Origin of the sequence: Hymenobacter jejuensis (genome assembly GCF_006337165.1) — a bacterium.
GTDB lineage: Bacteria > Bacteroidota > Bacteroidia > Cytophagales > Hymenobacteraceae > Hymenobacter > Hymenobacter jejuensis.
Map to the genome: position 1 here is coordinate 4,764,195 of NZ_CP040896.1, position 16,105 is coordinate 4,780,299.

The 16,105-nt window shown below is 57.4% G+C and carries 14 protein-coding genes; 7 read left to right on the forward strand and 7 right to left on the reverse strand.

All coding sequences use genetic code 11. The annotated features are described in order from the left end of the window. Nucleotides 1-393: 393 nt before the first annotated feature. Complete coding sequence (gene surE, locus FHG12_RS19630) at nt 394-1,278, reverse strand: 5'/3'-nucleotidase SurE (protein ID WP_139517404.1); 885 nt, start codon at nt 1,276-1,278, stop codon at nt 394-396. 117 nt (nt 1,279-1,395) lie between these two features. Between surE and FHG12_RS19635 the strand changes: the two genes are divergently transcribed. The 5 genes from FHG12_RS19635 to FHG12_RS19655 all read left to right on the forward strand — a co-directional run bounded on the left by FHG12_RS19635 (nt 1,396) and on the right by FHG12_RS19655 (nt 6,407). Further along, complete coding sequence (locus tag FHG12_RS19635) at nt 1,396-2,070, forward strand: hypothetical protein (RefSeq protein WP_139517405.1); 675 nt, start codon at nt 1,396-1,398, stop codon at nt 2,068-2,070. A gap of 108 nt (nt 2,071-2,178) precedes the next feature. Continuing rightward, entirely contained in the window at nt 2,179-2,613 is a 435-nt protein-coding gene (locus FHG12_RS19640) for a DoxX family protein (RefSeq protein WP_139517406.1), read from the forward strand. A 172-nt stretch (nt 2,614-2,785) separates the two neighbouring features. Further along, nucleotides 2,786-4,537: a M14 family metallopeptidase gene (locus FHG12_RS19645; RefSeq protein WP_139517407.1), complete on the forward strand. Its 1,752-nt coding sequence runs from the start codon at nt 2,786-2,788 to the stop codon at nt 4,535-4,537. A gap of 130 nt (nt 4,538-4,667) precedes the next feature. Beyond that, nucleotides 4,668-5,570 carry an ABC transporter ATP-binding protein gene (locus FHG12_RS19650; protein WP_139517408.1) on the forward strand — a complete coding sequence of 301 codons (903 nt, stop codon included), beginning with the start codon at nt 4,668-4,670 and terminating at the stop codon, nt 5,568-5,570. 75 nt (nt 5,571-5,645) lie between these two features. Next, nucleotides 5,646-6,407 carry an ABC transporter permease gene (locus FHG12_RS19655; protein ID WP_139517409.1) on the forward strand — a complete coding sequence of 254 codons (762 nt, stop codon included), beginning with the start codon at nt 5,646-5,648 and terminating at the stop codon, nt 6,405-6,407. A 44-nt stretch (nt 6,408-6,451) separates the two neighbouring features. Here the strand turns inward: FHG12_RS19655 and FHG12_RS19660 are convergent, their stop codons facing one another. The 6 genes from FHG12_RS19660 to dnaG all read right to left on the reverse strand — a co-directional run bounded on the left by FHG12_RS19660 (nt 6,452) and on the right by dnaG (nt 14,338). Next, a complete protein-coding gene (locus FHG12_RS19660; protein ID WP_139517410.1) occupies nt 6,452-7,273 on the reverse strand; it encodes a hypothetical protein in 822 nt (273 codons plus the stop codon). Nucleotides 7,274-7,319: 46 nt separating this feature from the next. Then, nucleotides 7,320-8,567, reverse strand: a complete 1,248-nt coding sequence (locus FHG12_RS19665; protein ID WP_139517411.1) for a bifunctional 3,4-dihydroxy-2-butanone-4-phosphate synthase/GTP cyclohydrolase II — start codon at nt 8,565-8,567, stop codon at nt 7,320-7,322. 127 nt (nt 8,568-8,694) lie between these two features. Continuing rightward, a complete protein-coding gene (locus FHG12_RS19670) occupies nt 8,695-9,864 on the reverse strand; it encodes a glycosyltransferase (RefSeq protein ID WP_139517412.1) in 1,170 nt (389 codons plus the stop codon). A gap of 9 nt (nt 9,865-9,873) precedes the next feature. After that, nucleotides 9,874-11,091, reverse strand: coding sequence for a glycosyltransferase family 4 protein (locus FHG12_RS19675; RefSeq protein ID WP_139517413.1), 1,218 nt, complete (start codon nt 11,089-11,091; stop codon nt 9,874-9,876). Nucleotides 11,092-11,182: 91 nt separating this feature from the next. After that, nucleotides 11,183-12,271: a potassium channel family protein gene (locus FHG12_RS19680; RefSeq protein WP_230471208.1), complete on the reverse strand. Its 1,089-nt coding sequence runs from the start codon at nt 12,269-12,271 to the stop codon at nt 11,183-11,185. Between the two features lie 21 nt (nt 12,272-12,292). Next, on the reverse strand, nt 12,293-14,338 hold the full coding sequence (gene dnaG, locus FHG12_RS19685; RefSeq protein WP_139517414.1) for a DNA primase: 2,046 nt from the start codon (nt 14,336-14,338) through the stop codon (nt 12,293-12,295). A gap of 136 nt (nt 14,339-14,474) precedes the next feature. Between dnaG and FHG12_RS19690 the strand changes: the two genes are divergently transcribed. Together FHG12_RS19690 and FHG12_RS19695 are read left to right on the forward strand one after the other, a co-directional pair. Beyond that, entirely contained in the window at nt 14,475-15,578 is a 1,104-nt protein-coding gene (locus tag FHG12_RS19690) for an Mrp/NBP35 family ATP-binding protein (protein WP_139517415.1), read from the forward strand. 144 nt (nt 15,579-15,722) lie between these two features. Then, a complete protein-coding gene (locus FHG12_RS19695; protein ID WP_139517416.1) occupies nt 15,723-16,019 on the forward strand; it encodes a NifU family protein in 297 nt (98 codons plus the stop codon). The last annotated feature ends 86 nt before the right edge of the window (nt 16,020-16,105 follow it).

Consider the following 16,105-nt stretch of genomic DNA (forward strand, 5'->3'; position numbering starts at 1 on the left):
ATTATCAATATATTATAAAATAATATCCTTTTCATTTATCCCCGATATTTCACATCGCCTTCATCTTCCGAAGGCTAGCTTAGAGGCGCAATCTGCTTTATGCTTTTCATGAGAAAACTCCCCCTCCTGCTTGGGGTGCTGGCACTCGGAATTTTCCTGGTGCTCGCGGCGCTCCTGTACCCGCGAACCCACCCGCCCACGGCCAAGGCATTCGTGCCGGTGGTCCGTAAATCGGCCCGGACCGCAGGAGAGCCCAAACGTGTGTTGGCTGTTCATACTTCCCCCACCCGCAAAGCCTCCACCAAATCCACCCGTGCCCGATAGAAGTCCTAACGCAAAAAGCCCTGGCAGCACTGCCAGGGCTTTTTTGTGCTCGTCGAACTACGCAGGAGCTTATTTTTTCGGAGCCTTTTCGCGGCCTGGATTTGCTGGTGACGCGCTCCCGATGCGGGGAGCATGCGCATCCGCCACGCGGGTTTCGTAGCCGCCGCTCAAGCTCAAATCCCAGTTTTCGTTCATCTGAGCCATGCCGTGCAACGCTGTGAGGTCAAACTGGCAAGGCACCACCGAAATGTAGTTGTTGGCCAGCGCCCACTCGTCGGTGTCGTTGCCTTGGTCTTCGTTTACGAAATTTCCGATAAGCCAGTAATACGGGCGCTTGTGCGGATCGTGGCGTAAGTCAAACTTTTCCTGCCACTTGGCGCGCGCCTGCCGGCACAAGCGAGCGCCGGCAATGGGCTGATCAGATATCTTGGGAATATTGATATTCAGGGCCGTACCGAACGGAACGCCGTGCTCCAAGGCTTGGCGCGTGAGGTGCTCAATCCACTTTTCGGTGTGCGAAAAATCGATGAGGTGGCCGTAGTCGCAGAGCGAAAACCCGATGGCCGGCAGCCCCTCAATGGCCGCCTCGATGGCCGCCGACATGGTACCCGAATACAGCACGTTCACCGACGAGTTGGAGCCGTGGTTGATGCCCGACACCACCAGATCAGGGCGTCGGTCGCGGAGCACCACATTCTTGGCCAGTTTCACGCAGTCGGCGGGCGTGCCGCTGCACTCGTAGGCCTCAATGCCTTCGAAGATGGTGCTGGGGTCGAGGCGCAGGGGCTCGCCAATCGTAATGGCGTGGCCCATACCCGATTGCGGCGAATTGGGCGCCACTACCACCACTTCCCCAATGCGCTTCATCACGCGCACCAGCGTGGCAATACCGGGGGCCGTGATGCCGTCGTCGTTGGAAATCAGAATCAGCGGTTTGCGAGTTTTAGCAGTCACGGGCAGCTTGTTTTGAGGTGAAAAGGCACGGCAAAGGTACGCAAGCCCACGGCAACGGTTGAGCGGCCTAAATGGCTTTCTGAACGGTGTGGGCGTGGCTTGCGTATGAAAGCGCCTATGCAGTGTCTATCACCTACTTACCGCGCCACAGCCTGGGCGGCATTTCTTGCGTGCGGCCTCGCGGCCTGCGACTCGCCCACCGGCCGTACGCCGGCTTCTTCGGGCAGTGCCGGAACGCCTTTCGAGGCGGGCAACACGGCTACCGATCCGGCCGCAGCCGCGCAACGCTTGGCAGCCAACGCCAACGTGCCCGATTCACTGCACCTGATTAGTCCGGGGCGGGTAGGCCGCTTACGTCTCAACCAAACCGAGAAAGGCCTGCTGGCTCTCGTTCCGGTCAGTCAACTGACCAAGACCAGTTATCAGTACCAAGGCGCTACCTACCCAGCCTACGAAATGCGCGACGCCCAAGAGCCGAGCGCTCCGCCAACCATCCTGGAAATGGATGGATCCGAAAAAGAAGGCTACCGGCTACGGCGCATCCGCATTCGTGACCCTCAGTACCGCACGGCGGAGGGCATTGGGGTAGGCTCGCCCTTCGGAGCAGCCCGGCAAACGTACGGCCTCACCCGGGTTCGCTTCAACGAGCAGGATTATGTAGCCATTTCGGGCACCATGCGTATCGGCTGGATTCTGGACGAGAAATCATTGCCTGCCAAGCACTCCAGCGATATGAGCTCCGCGGATATTCCGCCCGCTACCCGCATTACAGGCGTAATCGTCGTCCGATGATAGATAGGTTTTGCAGCATTTGTGTACTTTGGCAATTACAATAGCCTAAGAATACTCCAATATTCACTTCGCCCTAGCCGCTGCTTTACTTCTTTCCCACTTTTGCCTATGATACTGTTCGAAAACCGGTACCGCACTCACGATCTGGGTTTGTTGCTGTTGCGTGTAGGAATTGGCATCATGTTCACGATTCACGGCTACCCGAAACTGATCGGGGGACCCACGATGTGGGCGCAGATTGGCACGTCGATGAAGCTGATTGGGTTGGATTTTGCCCCGGCCATGTGGGGTTTCTTGGCCGCCGTGGCCGAGGCCGTAGGTGGGCAATTGCTCGCACTGGGCCTGTTTTTTCGAATCGCCTGCGCCTTTCTGCTCGGCACCATGATTATGGCTACCATTACACACCTGAGCAAGGGCGACGATTTCAACACCTATTCCCACGCCTTGGAAGCGGCCTTTTTGTTCCTGGGGCTCTTGTTGGCAGGTCCCGGCAAATACAGCCTCGACCAAATGCTGTTCCCAGGTCCGCGCCGCTTGTATTAGTCTGGTAATCAAGAACTTACTCAAAAGGGTAACTCTGAACTATTCGTCCGTTGCGGCGAAGCATAATTCGCTGATTAGCTGGCAGTTGCGCTTACTTAGGCAAACAGCCTAACATCTTGTGCCAACTTGCCGGTCGAACTTTGTGTGGTGGGGCGCTTACCTTTAGCCCACTATGTTCGCGTTTCTGCTCTCTTCGCTCCTCTTTGCTGCACCTGCTACCGACTGGCGCACGCCTTTCGAAAAAGGCGACGGCAACACCACCGCTACCTACGCCGAGTGCATTGCCTATTACCAGCGCCTCGATGCCGCTTATCCCGAAATCACGATGCGGGAAGTGGGGCCAACCGACATTGGACAACCTCTGCACGAAGTTGTGATCTCGCTCGACGGCGACGCTGACCCTGTTTCGGTGCGCCGCAAAAACCGACGCATCCTCCTGATTCAGAATGGCATACACCCCGGCGAGCCGGAAGGCATTGATGCGTCGATGATGCTGGCGCGCGACTACGTGCAGAAGAAGGAGTTGCGCCGCCAACTCGAAGACGTGACGCTGGTTATCATTCCGGCCTATAACATCGACGGCATGCTGAATCGCTCCGCAACGAGCCGAGCCAACCAAAACGGCCCGCGCGAGTACGGTTTTCGTGGCAACGCCCGCAACCTCGACCTAAACCGCGACTACATCAAGCAGGATTCGCGCAATGCCCGCTCCTTCGCCCAGCTTTTCCAGCGCTGGCAGCCCGATGTATTCGTGGATACGCACACTTCCGATGGTGCTGATTATCAGTACACCATGACGCTCATCGACACGCAGAAGGATAAGCTGCATCCGGCCTTAAGCCAGTACATGCAGCAGCACCTGCTCCCGACGCTGTACGCGGGCATGGAGAAAAAGAAGTGGCCGCTGACGCCCTACGTCGATTTTGAAGGCCGCACGCCGGAAAGCGGGCTGCACGGCTTTCTGGAAACGCCGCGCTACTCGACGGGCTATACCACGTTGTTCAATACGATTGGGTTCATGACCGAAACGCATATGTGGAAAGCATTTGCGCCGCGCGTGCACACCACCTACGCTTTTCTGGATTTGCTCGTCCACACCGTTCACCGCGACGCCGCCCAGATTGCACAGGCGCATAACACTGCTAATCAACAAGTTCTGACCCAAGCCGAATTTCCATTGAGTTGGGAGCTCGATACAACAGCCGCTGACAAGGTCAATTTTCGTGGGTATGAGGGGCGCACCAAAACCAGCGAAGTCAGTGGCTTGCCGCGTCTGTATTACGACCGAAAGGCGCCGTTTACGCGGCCAGTAAAGTTTTTTAACACCTATCGCCCGACGGCTACGGCGCAGCGGCCGGCGGCCTACCTCATCCCACAGGCGTGGGCCGACGTGCTGGATCGCTTGCGCTCGTCGAATGTGCAGCTCCAACGCCTTACCCGCGACACTGTGCTAACGGCCGAAGTCTATTACATCGACGATTACAAAACCGGGGCGCGCCCCTACGAAGGCCATTACCTGCACAGTCAGGTAAAGCTGCGGACAGAACAGCAGCAACTTACTCTCCGGAAAGGCGATTTTGTGGCGTGGCTCAACCAGCCCGCGGCCCGTTACCTCATCGAAACGCTGGAGCCCCAAGCCACCGACTCGTTCTTTGCCTGGGGATTTTTCGACAGCATTTTGCAGCAGAAGGAATACTTCTCCGACTACGTTTTTGAAGATTTGGCTGCCGACTTGCTGCGCCGCGACCCGAACCTTCGGCAGCAGCTCGAAGCCCGCCGCCAAGCCGATCCCGCCTTCGCCAAAAGCGCCCAAGCCCAACTCGATTTTGTGTACCGCCACTCGCCCTACTACGAAAAGTCACATTTGCGGTACCCAGTAGTGCGCTGGCAAAATGGCGTACTACCAGCTTCACCAGAGAATTAATTATTAATACGTAATATATTGTTAATCAAATTATTATAAGCCCAATTAGTAAATCATCAATTTCTCCAAGAAGTTATCAAGCATAATTTCAAAACTCACTGAGTTGCAATTTTCCACTCTCACTCAATAAATGGCTGCTGTTCTCGAACTCGAAAATCTGACGAAGCACTACGGGCCTACAACGGCGTTGCGGGGCCTCAATCTGCAAGTCGAAGCCGGCAGCGTGTACGGGTTGCTGGGGCCCAACGGCAGCGGCAAGACCACTACGTTGGGCATTGCGCTGGGCGTGTTGCGGGCTTCGGCGGGCACGGTGCGTTGGTTTGGGCAAGCGCCCACGCCCGCCAGCCGGCGCCGGATTGGGGCCTTGCTCGAAACGCCTAATTTCTTTCCTTACCTCTCGGCCCGGCAAAATCTATTGCTCGCCGCCGAGGTAAAAGGGGCCGATGCGAAAAGCGTTGACGAAGCCCTGGAAGCCGTGGATCTTGCTCAGCGTCAGCGCGATGCCTTTTCGGGTTTTTCGCTGGGCATGAAACAACGCTTGGCGCTGGCGTCCACGCTGCTGGGCAACCCGGAAGTACTCGTGCTCGATGAGCCCACCAACGGCCTCGACCCACAAGGCATTGCCGAAGTCCGGACGCTGGTGCAGCGCCTCGCTCAGCAAGGCAAAACCATCCTGTTGGCCAGCCATTTGCTCGACGAAATCGAGAAGGTGTGCACGCACGTAGCAGTGCTCCAACGCGGCGAATTACGCGCTGCCGGCCCCGTAAGCAGCATTCTCAACGCTACTGACCGGGTGTTGCTGCGGCCGTCCTCCGCCGCAGCCCTCCCCGAATTGCAGCAGGCGCTCAGCCACATTCCGTGGGTGTCGGACATCAAGCCTGCCCCCGACGGCAGCGTGAGCGTGGTGTTGGCGGCCGGCCTTAGTCCCGCCGAGCTGAACCGGGCTTTGTTTGCCCATAACGTAGCCGTCGCCGGTTTAGAGATGCGCCACCGCAGCCTGGAAGCGCAATTCCTGGAGCTTACGGGCAAATAACACCCTTAACACAACTTATTAACAATCAATCATTTATGAATATGATTGATTGTGCTCAAATTTTACTTCTCCGAAATGCTTCGCGCTGAATTACGCAAACTCCTTCCCTACCGCACTGCCTGGGTTATTTTGGTGCTATACGCGGTGTTGCTGGCCATTTTTGTTTCGGTAGGCGGAAACGTCGTGATCAACGGGCAACGCGTGGGCCAGACGCTGTATGCGTTTCCGGCAGTATGGAGCAAGCTGTCGTACGCGGCCAGCTATTTTAACATGCTGCTGAGCATCTTGCTCATCATTCTGATTACCGACGAATTTCAGTTCCGCACTTTCCGGCAGCAGGTCATTAACGGCGCGTCGCACCTCGACTTGATTCAGGGAAAAATGGCCGTATCGGCGCTGCTAACGCTATTCGGAACGACGGCTGTGCTCATCATTGGGTTTTACTTCGGCCTGACGCGGGCGCCGGAAACGGCCGCCGCAGCTACTACCAACCTGAGCGCCGTGGCTTTATACGCCGTGCAGGCGCTGGGGTATTTGGCGCTGGCGGCGCTGCTGGCCTTCCTGATCCGCCGGAGCGGAGCGGCCATTCTGCTGTTTTTGCTGTATTCCTGGGTGGTCGAACCGCTCATCCGGTTCTCGCTGCCCGACGAGCTGGACCGCTTTTTCCCGATGAAGATCCTGGCCAGTCTCACGCCTACGCCGGGCCAGGAAATGCTCGACACCGTGACCGGCCCCAACGGCTCGTTTACGGCCACGGAAGCCTTGCCCTTCGCAATCGGCTACATCGGACTTTTCTGGCTGCTCAGCTACGCTTTGCTACGCAACCGCGACTTATAATAGCTTATTAAACAATAGTTTACCTTAGCCATCGCGTTGCACCGCTATTGAGGCTTAGCCAGCGAATTGGCATAATTGACCAGGAAAGCAAGCTCGCGGGCGTTGGTGTAGCTGAGCTTGTTTTCCTTGGCGTACTGCTCAATCTGGTGGGCCTGTTTGGGGAAAGCGGCCAGCAAATCCTTCTTCGGATTGCGCAGCGGCAATACATTTCCCTGCGGGGTCCCGAGGTAGAAATTGTCCTTTATTTCGGTGTAATACCCCGTCGAACGCGGCATTCCGTATGGGTAAGCGCCGCCGTAGCCGTACCCATAGCCGTATGGGCTGCCGTAGGAAACCGGGCGCTGTACCAGGGCCTCGCGCCGCAACAGAATCGTAGGCCCGTTGCTGAGTTGCTCGAAGAAAGCCGGTGATTTGAAGTCGCTGTAATCGTTGTCGTGGTTCCAGCGATACGTGCGAAACACGCGCACCAAGCTGGTATCGGGCTGCTCGCGGTGGCGGGGCGGCGGCATGTTGTAGAAAGCCGGGTTGCCGTAGTAATACCCGCGCCGGGCGTCGTAAAAGTCGTCGTAGTAATACGAATCGCGGCGCCGGTCGAGGCGCTCCCCTTTCACAGCAAAGCTCTGGATGGCCACCGCCGACAAGGTGCTGACCGTGTTGTTGGGCATCGTCACGAGCACTACATCTTCCGTGCGATGCAGCGAAATGGGGCCTTCGATGGTATCACCCGTAGCAAGCAGCACGGTACCGCCGGCAAAGTTCTGCACATAGCTGCCAGCCGAGCGCTGTGCCTCAGCCGTGGCTGGGCCAACGAGGCTCAACAACAGCACCGCAAAGCCAATGGATAGGGCGGAACGCAGATTTTTCATAGCTAAGGAAAGATAATCCAAATACGCGTACCGCCCGCATCCGTTCCTAGGATTCTTTTTCGGCCGTATTGGAGGCTGCTATTACGGGCCGCATCTTGCTCAGGATGGTGTGGCCGAGCTTGTCGCGCTTGGTGGTAAGGTATGTCTCGTTGTGCTCGTTGGGCTCGATCTCAATAGGCACAGTATCAACTACTTCCAGGCCGTAGCCCAACAGGCCGGTCCGCTTGCGTGGGTTATTGGTGAGCAGGCGCATTTTGGTGATGCCCAAATCACGCAGAATTTGCGCGCCCACGCCGTAGTCGCGCTCGTCCATACCGAAGCCTAACTCCAGGTTGGCTTCCACGGTATCGCGGCCTTGCTCCTGTAACTTGTAGGCTTTCAGCTTATTAAGCAAACCAATACCACGGCCTTCCTGGTTCATGTACACAATCACGCCTTTGCCTTCGCGTTCTACCTGCAACATGGCGCGGTGCAATTGCGGGCCGCAGTCGCAGCGGCAAGAGCCGAAGATGTCGCCCGTGACGCAGCTGGAGTGTACGCGCACCAAGATGGGCTCTCCGGTCGAAACATCACCCTTTACCAAAGCTAAGTGCTGGGCATTGTTGGAGCGTTGGGTAAACGCAACCAACTCAAAATCACCAAATTCAGTTGGGAGCTGCACCGAAATCTCGCGGGTGATGAGGCTCTCCTGCTTGAGGCGGTACTTGATCAGATCCTGCACCGAAATCAGCTTGAGATCCCAGCGCTTGGCTACTATTTCCAGGTCGGGAAGGCGGGCCATTTCGCCATCTTCTTTCAGAATTTCGACCAGCACGCCAGCCGGCTCAAAACCAGCCAGCCGGGCTAAATCTACGGCGGCTTCGGTGTGTCCGGCGCGGCGCAATACACCTTCTTTGCGGGCCTTCAGCGGGAAAATATGGCCGGGACGGCCCAGCTCTTCCGGCTTGGTAGTTGGGTCGATGAGGGCCAGAATGGTTTTGCTGCGATCAGAAGCCGAGATGCCGGTAGTAACGCCATTTTTCAGCAGGTCGACCGAAACCGTGAAGGGGGTCGCGTGCAGGGCCGTGTTGCGGCCTACCATCAGCTCCAACCCCAGTTCTTCGCAACGATCTTCGACGAGCGGAGCGCACACCAGACCGCGGCCGTGGGTGGCCATGAAATTGACGATTTCGGGAGTTGCGCAACGGGCTGCGCAGATGAAATCGCCTTCGTTTTCGCGGTCTTCGTCGTCGACGACGATCACAACTTTGCCGGCCCGAATATCGGCAATAGCGTCTTCTATGGAATCAAGCATGGAATTTTGAGCAAATATTATGTACAACCGCGTACGAAGGTGCGAAGTTACGCGGTTCCGATTTCTCGCGGGGGTTTTGCTGATTTGCCCATCTTGGGCTGGCTTTCGCGGGAAACGTCTGCCGCCGTTATTTTCGAAACAGCGCGTCGAGCCGGGAAGTGGCCGCGTCCCAATTGTAGTGCTCGCTCACGAAGGCCAGCCCGCGGCGCGCAAGCGCGTCGGCGTGGGCCGATTTGCTCAGCAGCTCGCTGATGCTGGCGGCCAGCTCCGCCGCCGACTGCGCCACGAGCAAATGCTCACCGGGCGTGCCCCGCAACGCGTTGTTGGCCAAGGGAGTAGTCACGCACGGCAGGCGCATGGCCATCGCTTCCAACAATTTGTTTTGCAGGCCCGTTCCGGTACGCATCGGGGCCACAAACACCCGCGCTGTGGCGTACGCTTCGCGGATATCAGCCAACCAGCCGCTTATGGTAACGCATTCAGAAGCAAGGGCTTGCACACGAGCCGCGGGCGTAGTGCCGGCAATGAGCAGCCGCGCCCGCGGGTGAGCACGGCGAACCAGCGGCAGAATTTCCTCCGCCAGAAAAACGGCCGCATCCACGTTGGGATGGTAGCTCATGTTGCCACAGAACAGCAGCTCGTACTCCTTCCGAACCTGCACGGGTCGGAAAAAGCGGGTGTCTATGCCATTGAGTACCACATGGATATCCTCCCGGCGCGGGTGGTCGATGAGTTCGCGGTCTTGCGTGGAAATGATGGTATGGTGTCGAAACCACTCGAAAGCCGCGGCTTCGTAAGCGCGCAGGCGGGCAGCTTCCAGCGCAAAGACGGGCCGTTGCCAAGCCGGTGCTTTTTCAGCCCGCCGCTCCATTCCCTTCGAAAACACATCCATGTAATCGAGGGTCATGGGCACCTGGCCGGCTATCGGGCGCAGGTATTCAGCCATTCTAATGAGCTGGCAGTAAATATGTTCGGGCTGAAACTGTCGGCGCACCTCGTCCAGCTTGTCTTGCGCCGCTTTGTCGTAGAAATACCCCACCTGAAATGGCCGCCCCGTAGCCAGCGCCCGCGCCATGTTGCGGGCAATGCCTGGCCGCCGGAGCCGATGCACATGCAAGCCGCCCGCACAGAGCGGCTCTACGGCCTCGTAGGCGCTCTGCGGAACATCTTCGTCGGTGAGGGCAAACAGGCAGATTTCGTGGTGGCGGGCCAGGTACCGCAGCTGATGAAACGCACGTAGCTTGTCGCCTTTGTCGAGGGGATACGGAAACCGAGACAACAGTACGAGCAGCTTCATAGGGCAAACTTACGCGCTTTCGGGGCGGGCGCGCACAATCTGATATAGGGTCTGGAAACGCTCGACCACACGCTGGTTATCGTAAAGGCGGCAGATGGTTTGGCGGGCCGCCTTGCCCATGTGCGGCACGCTGATTTCGCCCCGGTAATAGCGGGTAATGCGGTCGACCCATTCGCTGGGCTCGTCGCAAAGGATGATGTCGTGGTTGTTGCGCACATGAATCCCCTCCGAGCCTAACCCTGTGCTAATGATGCACTTACCCATCGCCATGCCCTCAATAATCTTGACGCGCATGCCGCCGCCCGACAGCAGTGGCACCAGCATCACCTCGTATTGCTGCATAAAATCGGCGGCCGATTCGACGAAGCCGTGCACGATCACGTTGGCGTGGTCTAGGTGCTTTAGGCGCTCCGGCGTGTCTTTGCCGGCAATGTGCAGCTCCAGATCGGGCATTTTCTCGTGGACTTCCGGCCACACATTCGCTAGAAACCAATCGAGGCCCTCCAGATTGGGCAGCCAGTTCAGGGAGCCAATCATAAATAGGGTGCGGGGCTTGGGGCAACGCTTAGGATGGGGCTGAAACCGCTCCAGATCGACGCCTGCCGGGATAAACACCACCGGCTCGGGGCAGCCCAACGCGCGCAGCCGCCGCTGATCGGGCTCGGTGATGGCCGCAAGGGCATCGAACTCCGGCAGATAGTCGAACTCGAAGCGCTTTAAGCCTTTTGCTAAGTATTTCATATACAATGACTTAGCAATATTGGTTTCGCGCTGGGCAAGCATTTCCCAAATCGTGTATTCAACGTTGTGCGCCCGCAGCACGACGGGCACATGCGGCGCCGCTTTCCGCACCACTTTCAGGTACCAAGCCACCAAGGTTCCCTCGATCTGGACCACATCTACGCGCTCAGTTTGCAGAATATGTGCTAGCGCATCAGCCAGCGCCGGGCTGATAAAGCGCTCGACGTTGTACGGTATCTTGCTCACCAACAAGTTTTTCAGCGCTTTCACCGGCGACAGGCTCGTATCGACGGGCACCGTTACGAGGCGCACATTGGGCAGGTGGTCGAGCACGTTACCGTCTTGCCAGTGCTTGGGCGTGTTGGCGGCCAGCACCGTCACCCGATGGCCGGCTCGTGCTAGTCCGGCCGTTACGTCGTACATGGCGATGGCCCCACCGTCGTGAGGCGGAAACGGAACGCGCGGACAGAGCTGGAGAATGTGCACGGAGGGCGGGAAAACGGGCTTTTTGGAGCGAAAGAGCAACAAAACTACAAATAAGAACGCAGCATCACTCCTCAGTCCGAAGCGCTACCGTTTAGGCCCGAAACTGAGTGACCAGGGTGGCAATTTGGGCTTCTGTACCCAACAGCAACAGGACGTCGCCGGGGGCAGGGCGCGTGTCGGCGCTGGGGCTGATTTCAAATTCGCCGGAGAAATGCTTCAGGCCAATAACCGTAGCGCCCGTACGCGAGCGCACATCCAGCTCGCGGATGCTGCGGCCCTGTAATTCGCGGCGCAACTCCTTGAAGCTCAGCTCTTCCAAACGAAGCTTGTTCGGGCCTAAGCCGTTGATCATCTCCAGAAAGCGAATCACTTCGGGGCGCATCACCAGGTTGGCCATGTGCGAGCCCCCGATTTCGTCGGGCATCACTACCGAGTCGGCACCGGCGCGCAGCAGCTTGCTTTCGCTGGTTTTGAGGCTGGCCCGCGCAATGATTTTGATGTTGGGGTTCAGCTCGCGGGCCGTGAGGGCCACGAATACATTGTCGGCGTCTTTGGGCAAAGCCGTGATCAGGGCTCGCGCCCGCTCCACGCCCGCCATCAGCAGGGTTTCGTCGGAAGTGGCGTCGCCAAACACAGAAGGCAGGCTCCTTTCGCCGTTTTCGCTGGCGGCACGCAACAGGTCCTGATTTTGCTCGACCACCACTACCCGCGCCCCACTGGCCACCAGCTCAGAGCAGGCTTTGCTGCCGTTGCGCCCAAATCCGCACACAATCACATGGCCTTCGAAGCTTCGGATTTCCTGATCAGTTCTGAACATTTTGAAGATGGTACGAAGCTCGCCGTCAAAGATATACGTGGTCAGGACCGACACAAGGTAAGCGATGACCAACAGGTTGAAAAAAATGTAAAAGGAGACGAACAGCCGCCCGTCTGGCGACAGGGGATGTAACTCGCCGAAACCCACCGTCGAAACGGTAATCATGGTCATGTAGAAGGCATCGACAAAGCTGAAGCCCTCGATGCTCATGAAGCCTACCACGCCCGCCGCAAAGCTGACCACGGCCAACAGCAATGCCAGAAAAAACCGGTTGAGGTTGGCGCGCTTCCACAAATTGACCATCCGGCTTCGTTCTGCCGCAAAATCAGCGCCGAGCTTATCTACGGAAGAAGTATTCGGCATATATTATTGATTATCAACTATTTACAATGTACCACGGGGAATCACGGTACCCAAGTGGTTGGCGAGTTCGTTGTCGAGGCGCTTGTAGAGCATGAGGGCCTCCAATATCTTATCGACGGCGGCGGCATCCTGCGCCAAGCGCAGTTCTTCCTGCAACTTGCTCAATTCGCGCTGCACAATCTCTTTTTTGAGCCGCAGAATAGCGTTGTCGCATGCCTGCTGCAACAAATCGAGTTCGCGCGGCACGTAAATCTGGTGGGTAGTCCAGTTGGGGCTCAGCTCGTATTTGTCTGTAGCTAAATCACTGACCAACTGCCGGATATCTCCGCGTCCGTGCTGTACAAACGTGCGCACGTCGGGCCAGCGGCCCTGCTCCAATTCTTCCCGGCACAAGTGCATCATGTCGGCATAGAGCGGCGTGCGAAACGTTGTGTCGTCGAGCTGGCTGAACAGGTAGTGCGCCACCCCTACTTCGGGCTGCACCGGTTGCGAAGCGTAGAGCACCATGAGGCGCACAATTTCGCGTTCACAATCGGCCAGCACGTCGGGCAGCGGCTCAATCTCCTCCCGCTGGGCACCGCCACCAGCCGCTACAAGGTCGTCGGGAGTGGCACCGTACATGGCCATTTCGGCCTCCTCGTCGGGCGACAACGGCCGTGGCGCAGCCGCAGTACGCTGCCCCCCAGCGCTTGCGGCGCCCCCACCGCTCTGGCCAGGCGAAGCGACTGCCTTGGAGCTGGAATTCTTGACCAGCTTGTTATACTCCGTGATAAGTACCTGCTCGTCAATACCGAATGTGCCGCTGGTCTGCTGCAAAAATACCTGCCGCTTAATAGGGTCGGGCACTTTGGCAATGCTTTGCAGCACCTCCCGAATGGCTTCGGCTTTCTTTACCGGGTCGTGGGCCGCTTCTTTGGCTACGAGGTTGGTTTTGAAGGAGATAAAGTCCTGGCTGTTGCCGTCGACGTAGTCCTTGAAGCGCTGATCGCCGACTTTGCGGATGTAGCTGTCGGGGTCGTCGCCGTCGGGAAACAGCACCACGCGCACGTTCAGGCCGCCCTCCAGAATCAAGTCGATGCCGCGCAACGAGGCCCGGATGCCGGCCGCGTCGCCGTCGTAGAGCACGGTTACGTTATCGGTATAGCGCGAAATCAGGCGTATCTGGCTCTCCGTGAGCGAAGTACCCGACGAGGCCACCACGTTTTTGATGCCGCCTTGGTGCAGGGAAAGCACATCCAAATAGCCTTCCACCAAGTAGCACAGCTCTTCGGTGCGAATGGCTTGCCGCGCCTGATACATGCCATAGAGCACGTCGCTCTTGTGGTAGATCTCCGACTCCGGCGAGTTTAAGTACTTGGCCGTCTTGTCATTAGCTTTCAGCGTACGCGCTCCAAAGCCAATCACCCGGCCCGACACGTTGTGAATCGGGAACATCACCCGGCCCCGGAAGCGGTCGTAGCGCCGGCCGGAATCTTTGCCCTGCTCGTCTTCCCGGATGATGGTTAAACCTGTCTTTTCCAGGTATTTAGCTTCAAACCCTTCCTTCTGCGCGGCTTTCAGCAGATCATCCCACTGATCGAGCGAGTAGCCCAGCTCAAAGGTCTGGATGGTCGTTTGGTTGAGGCCGCGCTGGCGCAGGTAGCTCAGGCCAATGCTCTGGCCTTCGTCGGTGTTGAGCAGCAGCTTATGATAATGGTCTTTGGCCCAGTTAGAAACAATGAATTGGCTATCTTTCTCATTCTGAGCCAGTTGCTGTTCAGGCGTCTTCTCTTCCTCCTGAATCTCGATTCCGTACTTTTTGGCCAAGTACTTCAGGGCTTCCACGTAGCTGGTGCCCTCGATGTCCATGATGAACTGAATCACGCCGCCCGCTTTGCCGCAGCCGAAGCATTTGTAGAGTCCCTTGGCTGGCGCCACCGAAAAGGAAGGCGACTTTTCGTGGTGAAACGGGCAACAGGCCCACATATTCTGGCCTTTACGCTTCAGACTTACAAAATCGCCCACCACTTCCACGATGTCGGCGTGGTGCAGGATTTGATCAATGGTTTCTTTCGGGATACGGGCCATAGGAAGCGCAAAGGTACGGAGCCAAGCCCACCGCTTTACATCAGGTGCGAGCTTGGGCCGCAGCAGTAACAAACTCAACCAACTTCTGCCCGGTTTTCCGGGTTATCTTTGCAACTGCATTTCGCATTTCTGACTTATGGCTATTACTAAAGAAGACGTCCTGAAGGCGCTGAGCTACGTGGAAGAGCCCGATCTGGGCAAAGACCTCGTGACGCTCAACATGATTGAGGACGTGCAGATTGAAGGCAAAACGGTGTCGTTTACCGTCATCCTGACAACGCCTGCGTGCCCGCTCAAAGAACTCATTCAAAACGCCTGCATCCGGGCCATTCATACGATGGTTGACAAAGAAGCCACGGTGAATGTGCACCTGACTTCTCGCGTGACCACCGCGCGTGCCGCGAATGCGGCCGTATTGAGCGGCGTGAAAAACATCATTGCGATCGCGTCAGGCAAAGGCGGCGTGGGCAAGAGCACCGTGACGGCCAACTTGGCCATTGCGCTGGCTCGTACGGGCGCCAAAGTCGGCCTCGTGGATGCCGACATTTCCGGTCCCAGCATGCCCGTTATGTTTGGCGTGGAAGACGCGCGGCCACACGTATTTCAGACCCCGGAAGGCAAAAACCTGATTCAGCCTGTCGAGCGCTACGGCGTGAAGCTGATGAGCATTGGCTTCCTGGCTCCGGCTGAAAGCGCAATTGTGTGGCGCGGCCCGATGGCCTCATCGGCTTTGAAGCAGTTCATTACCGAAGTCGATTGGGGTGACCTAGATTACCTGCTCATCGACATGCCGCCCGGCACCAGCGACATTCACCTCACGCTTGTGCAGACGGTGCCCGTAACGGGCGCGCTCATCGTGACCACGCCCCAAAAGGTAGCCCTCGCCGACGCGCAAAAGGGCCTGCAGATGTTCCGCCAGCCCCAGATCAACGTGCCGGTGCTGGGCATCGTGGAGAACATGGCTTGGTTTACGCCCGCAGAACTTCCTGAAAATAAGTACTTTATTTTTGGCGAAGGCGGAGGCAAAGCCTTGGCCGAAAAGCACGAAGTGCCGCTGTTGGGCCAGTTGCCGTTGGTGCAAAGCATTCGCGAAAACGGCGACTACGGCACCCCGGCAATCTTGCAGGAAGGCTCGCCTTCGGCCGCAATGTTTGAGCAACTGGCTGAAGAGCTCGCTCGCCAAGTATCCATCCGCAACGCTGTGGCACCCCGTACCCAAGTAGTAGAAATGAATCGCTAGGCAGCGGTGCTTCGGGCGATTTCAACTGGTTATTAAGCCTGTACTAACAAGCGCAGGAGCTAAAAAATCAGCGAAATCAACGCCGCCAGCACCAATCCGCAATTTAATGCCGAACTTCGTCCTGCCCTCGATTGTATATCCTGTATGCTGTATTCCACTGCCGTAGAAGAACATCCGTTGTTGCCCCGCATTGAGCAGGCCTTGGACTCGATTCGTCCGTACCTGGCCGCTGACGGGGGCAACGTGCGCGTGCTCAACATCACCGATGACATGGTTTTGCAACTGGAGCTGCTCGGCGCTTGCGGCACCTGCCCCATGTCGCCGATGACGCTAAAAGCGGGCGTGGAAGAATCGGTGAAGAAAGCTGTGCCCGAAATCATTCGCGTGGAGGCCACCAATGCCACCCCCATGGAAGAGCAACCCGCCGGGCAAGTTCGATAATTGCTTGATTATCTGATTTTTATAAAAAAGACCGCTAAGCAGCGGTCTTTTTTTAGTTTTAGGACTAGGGTTAAAACTAAGCTCCC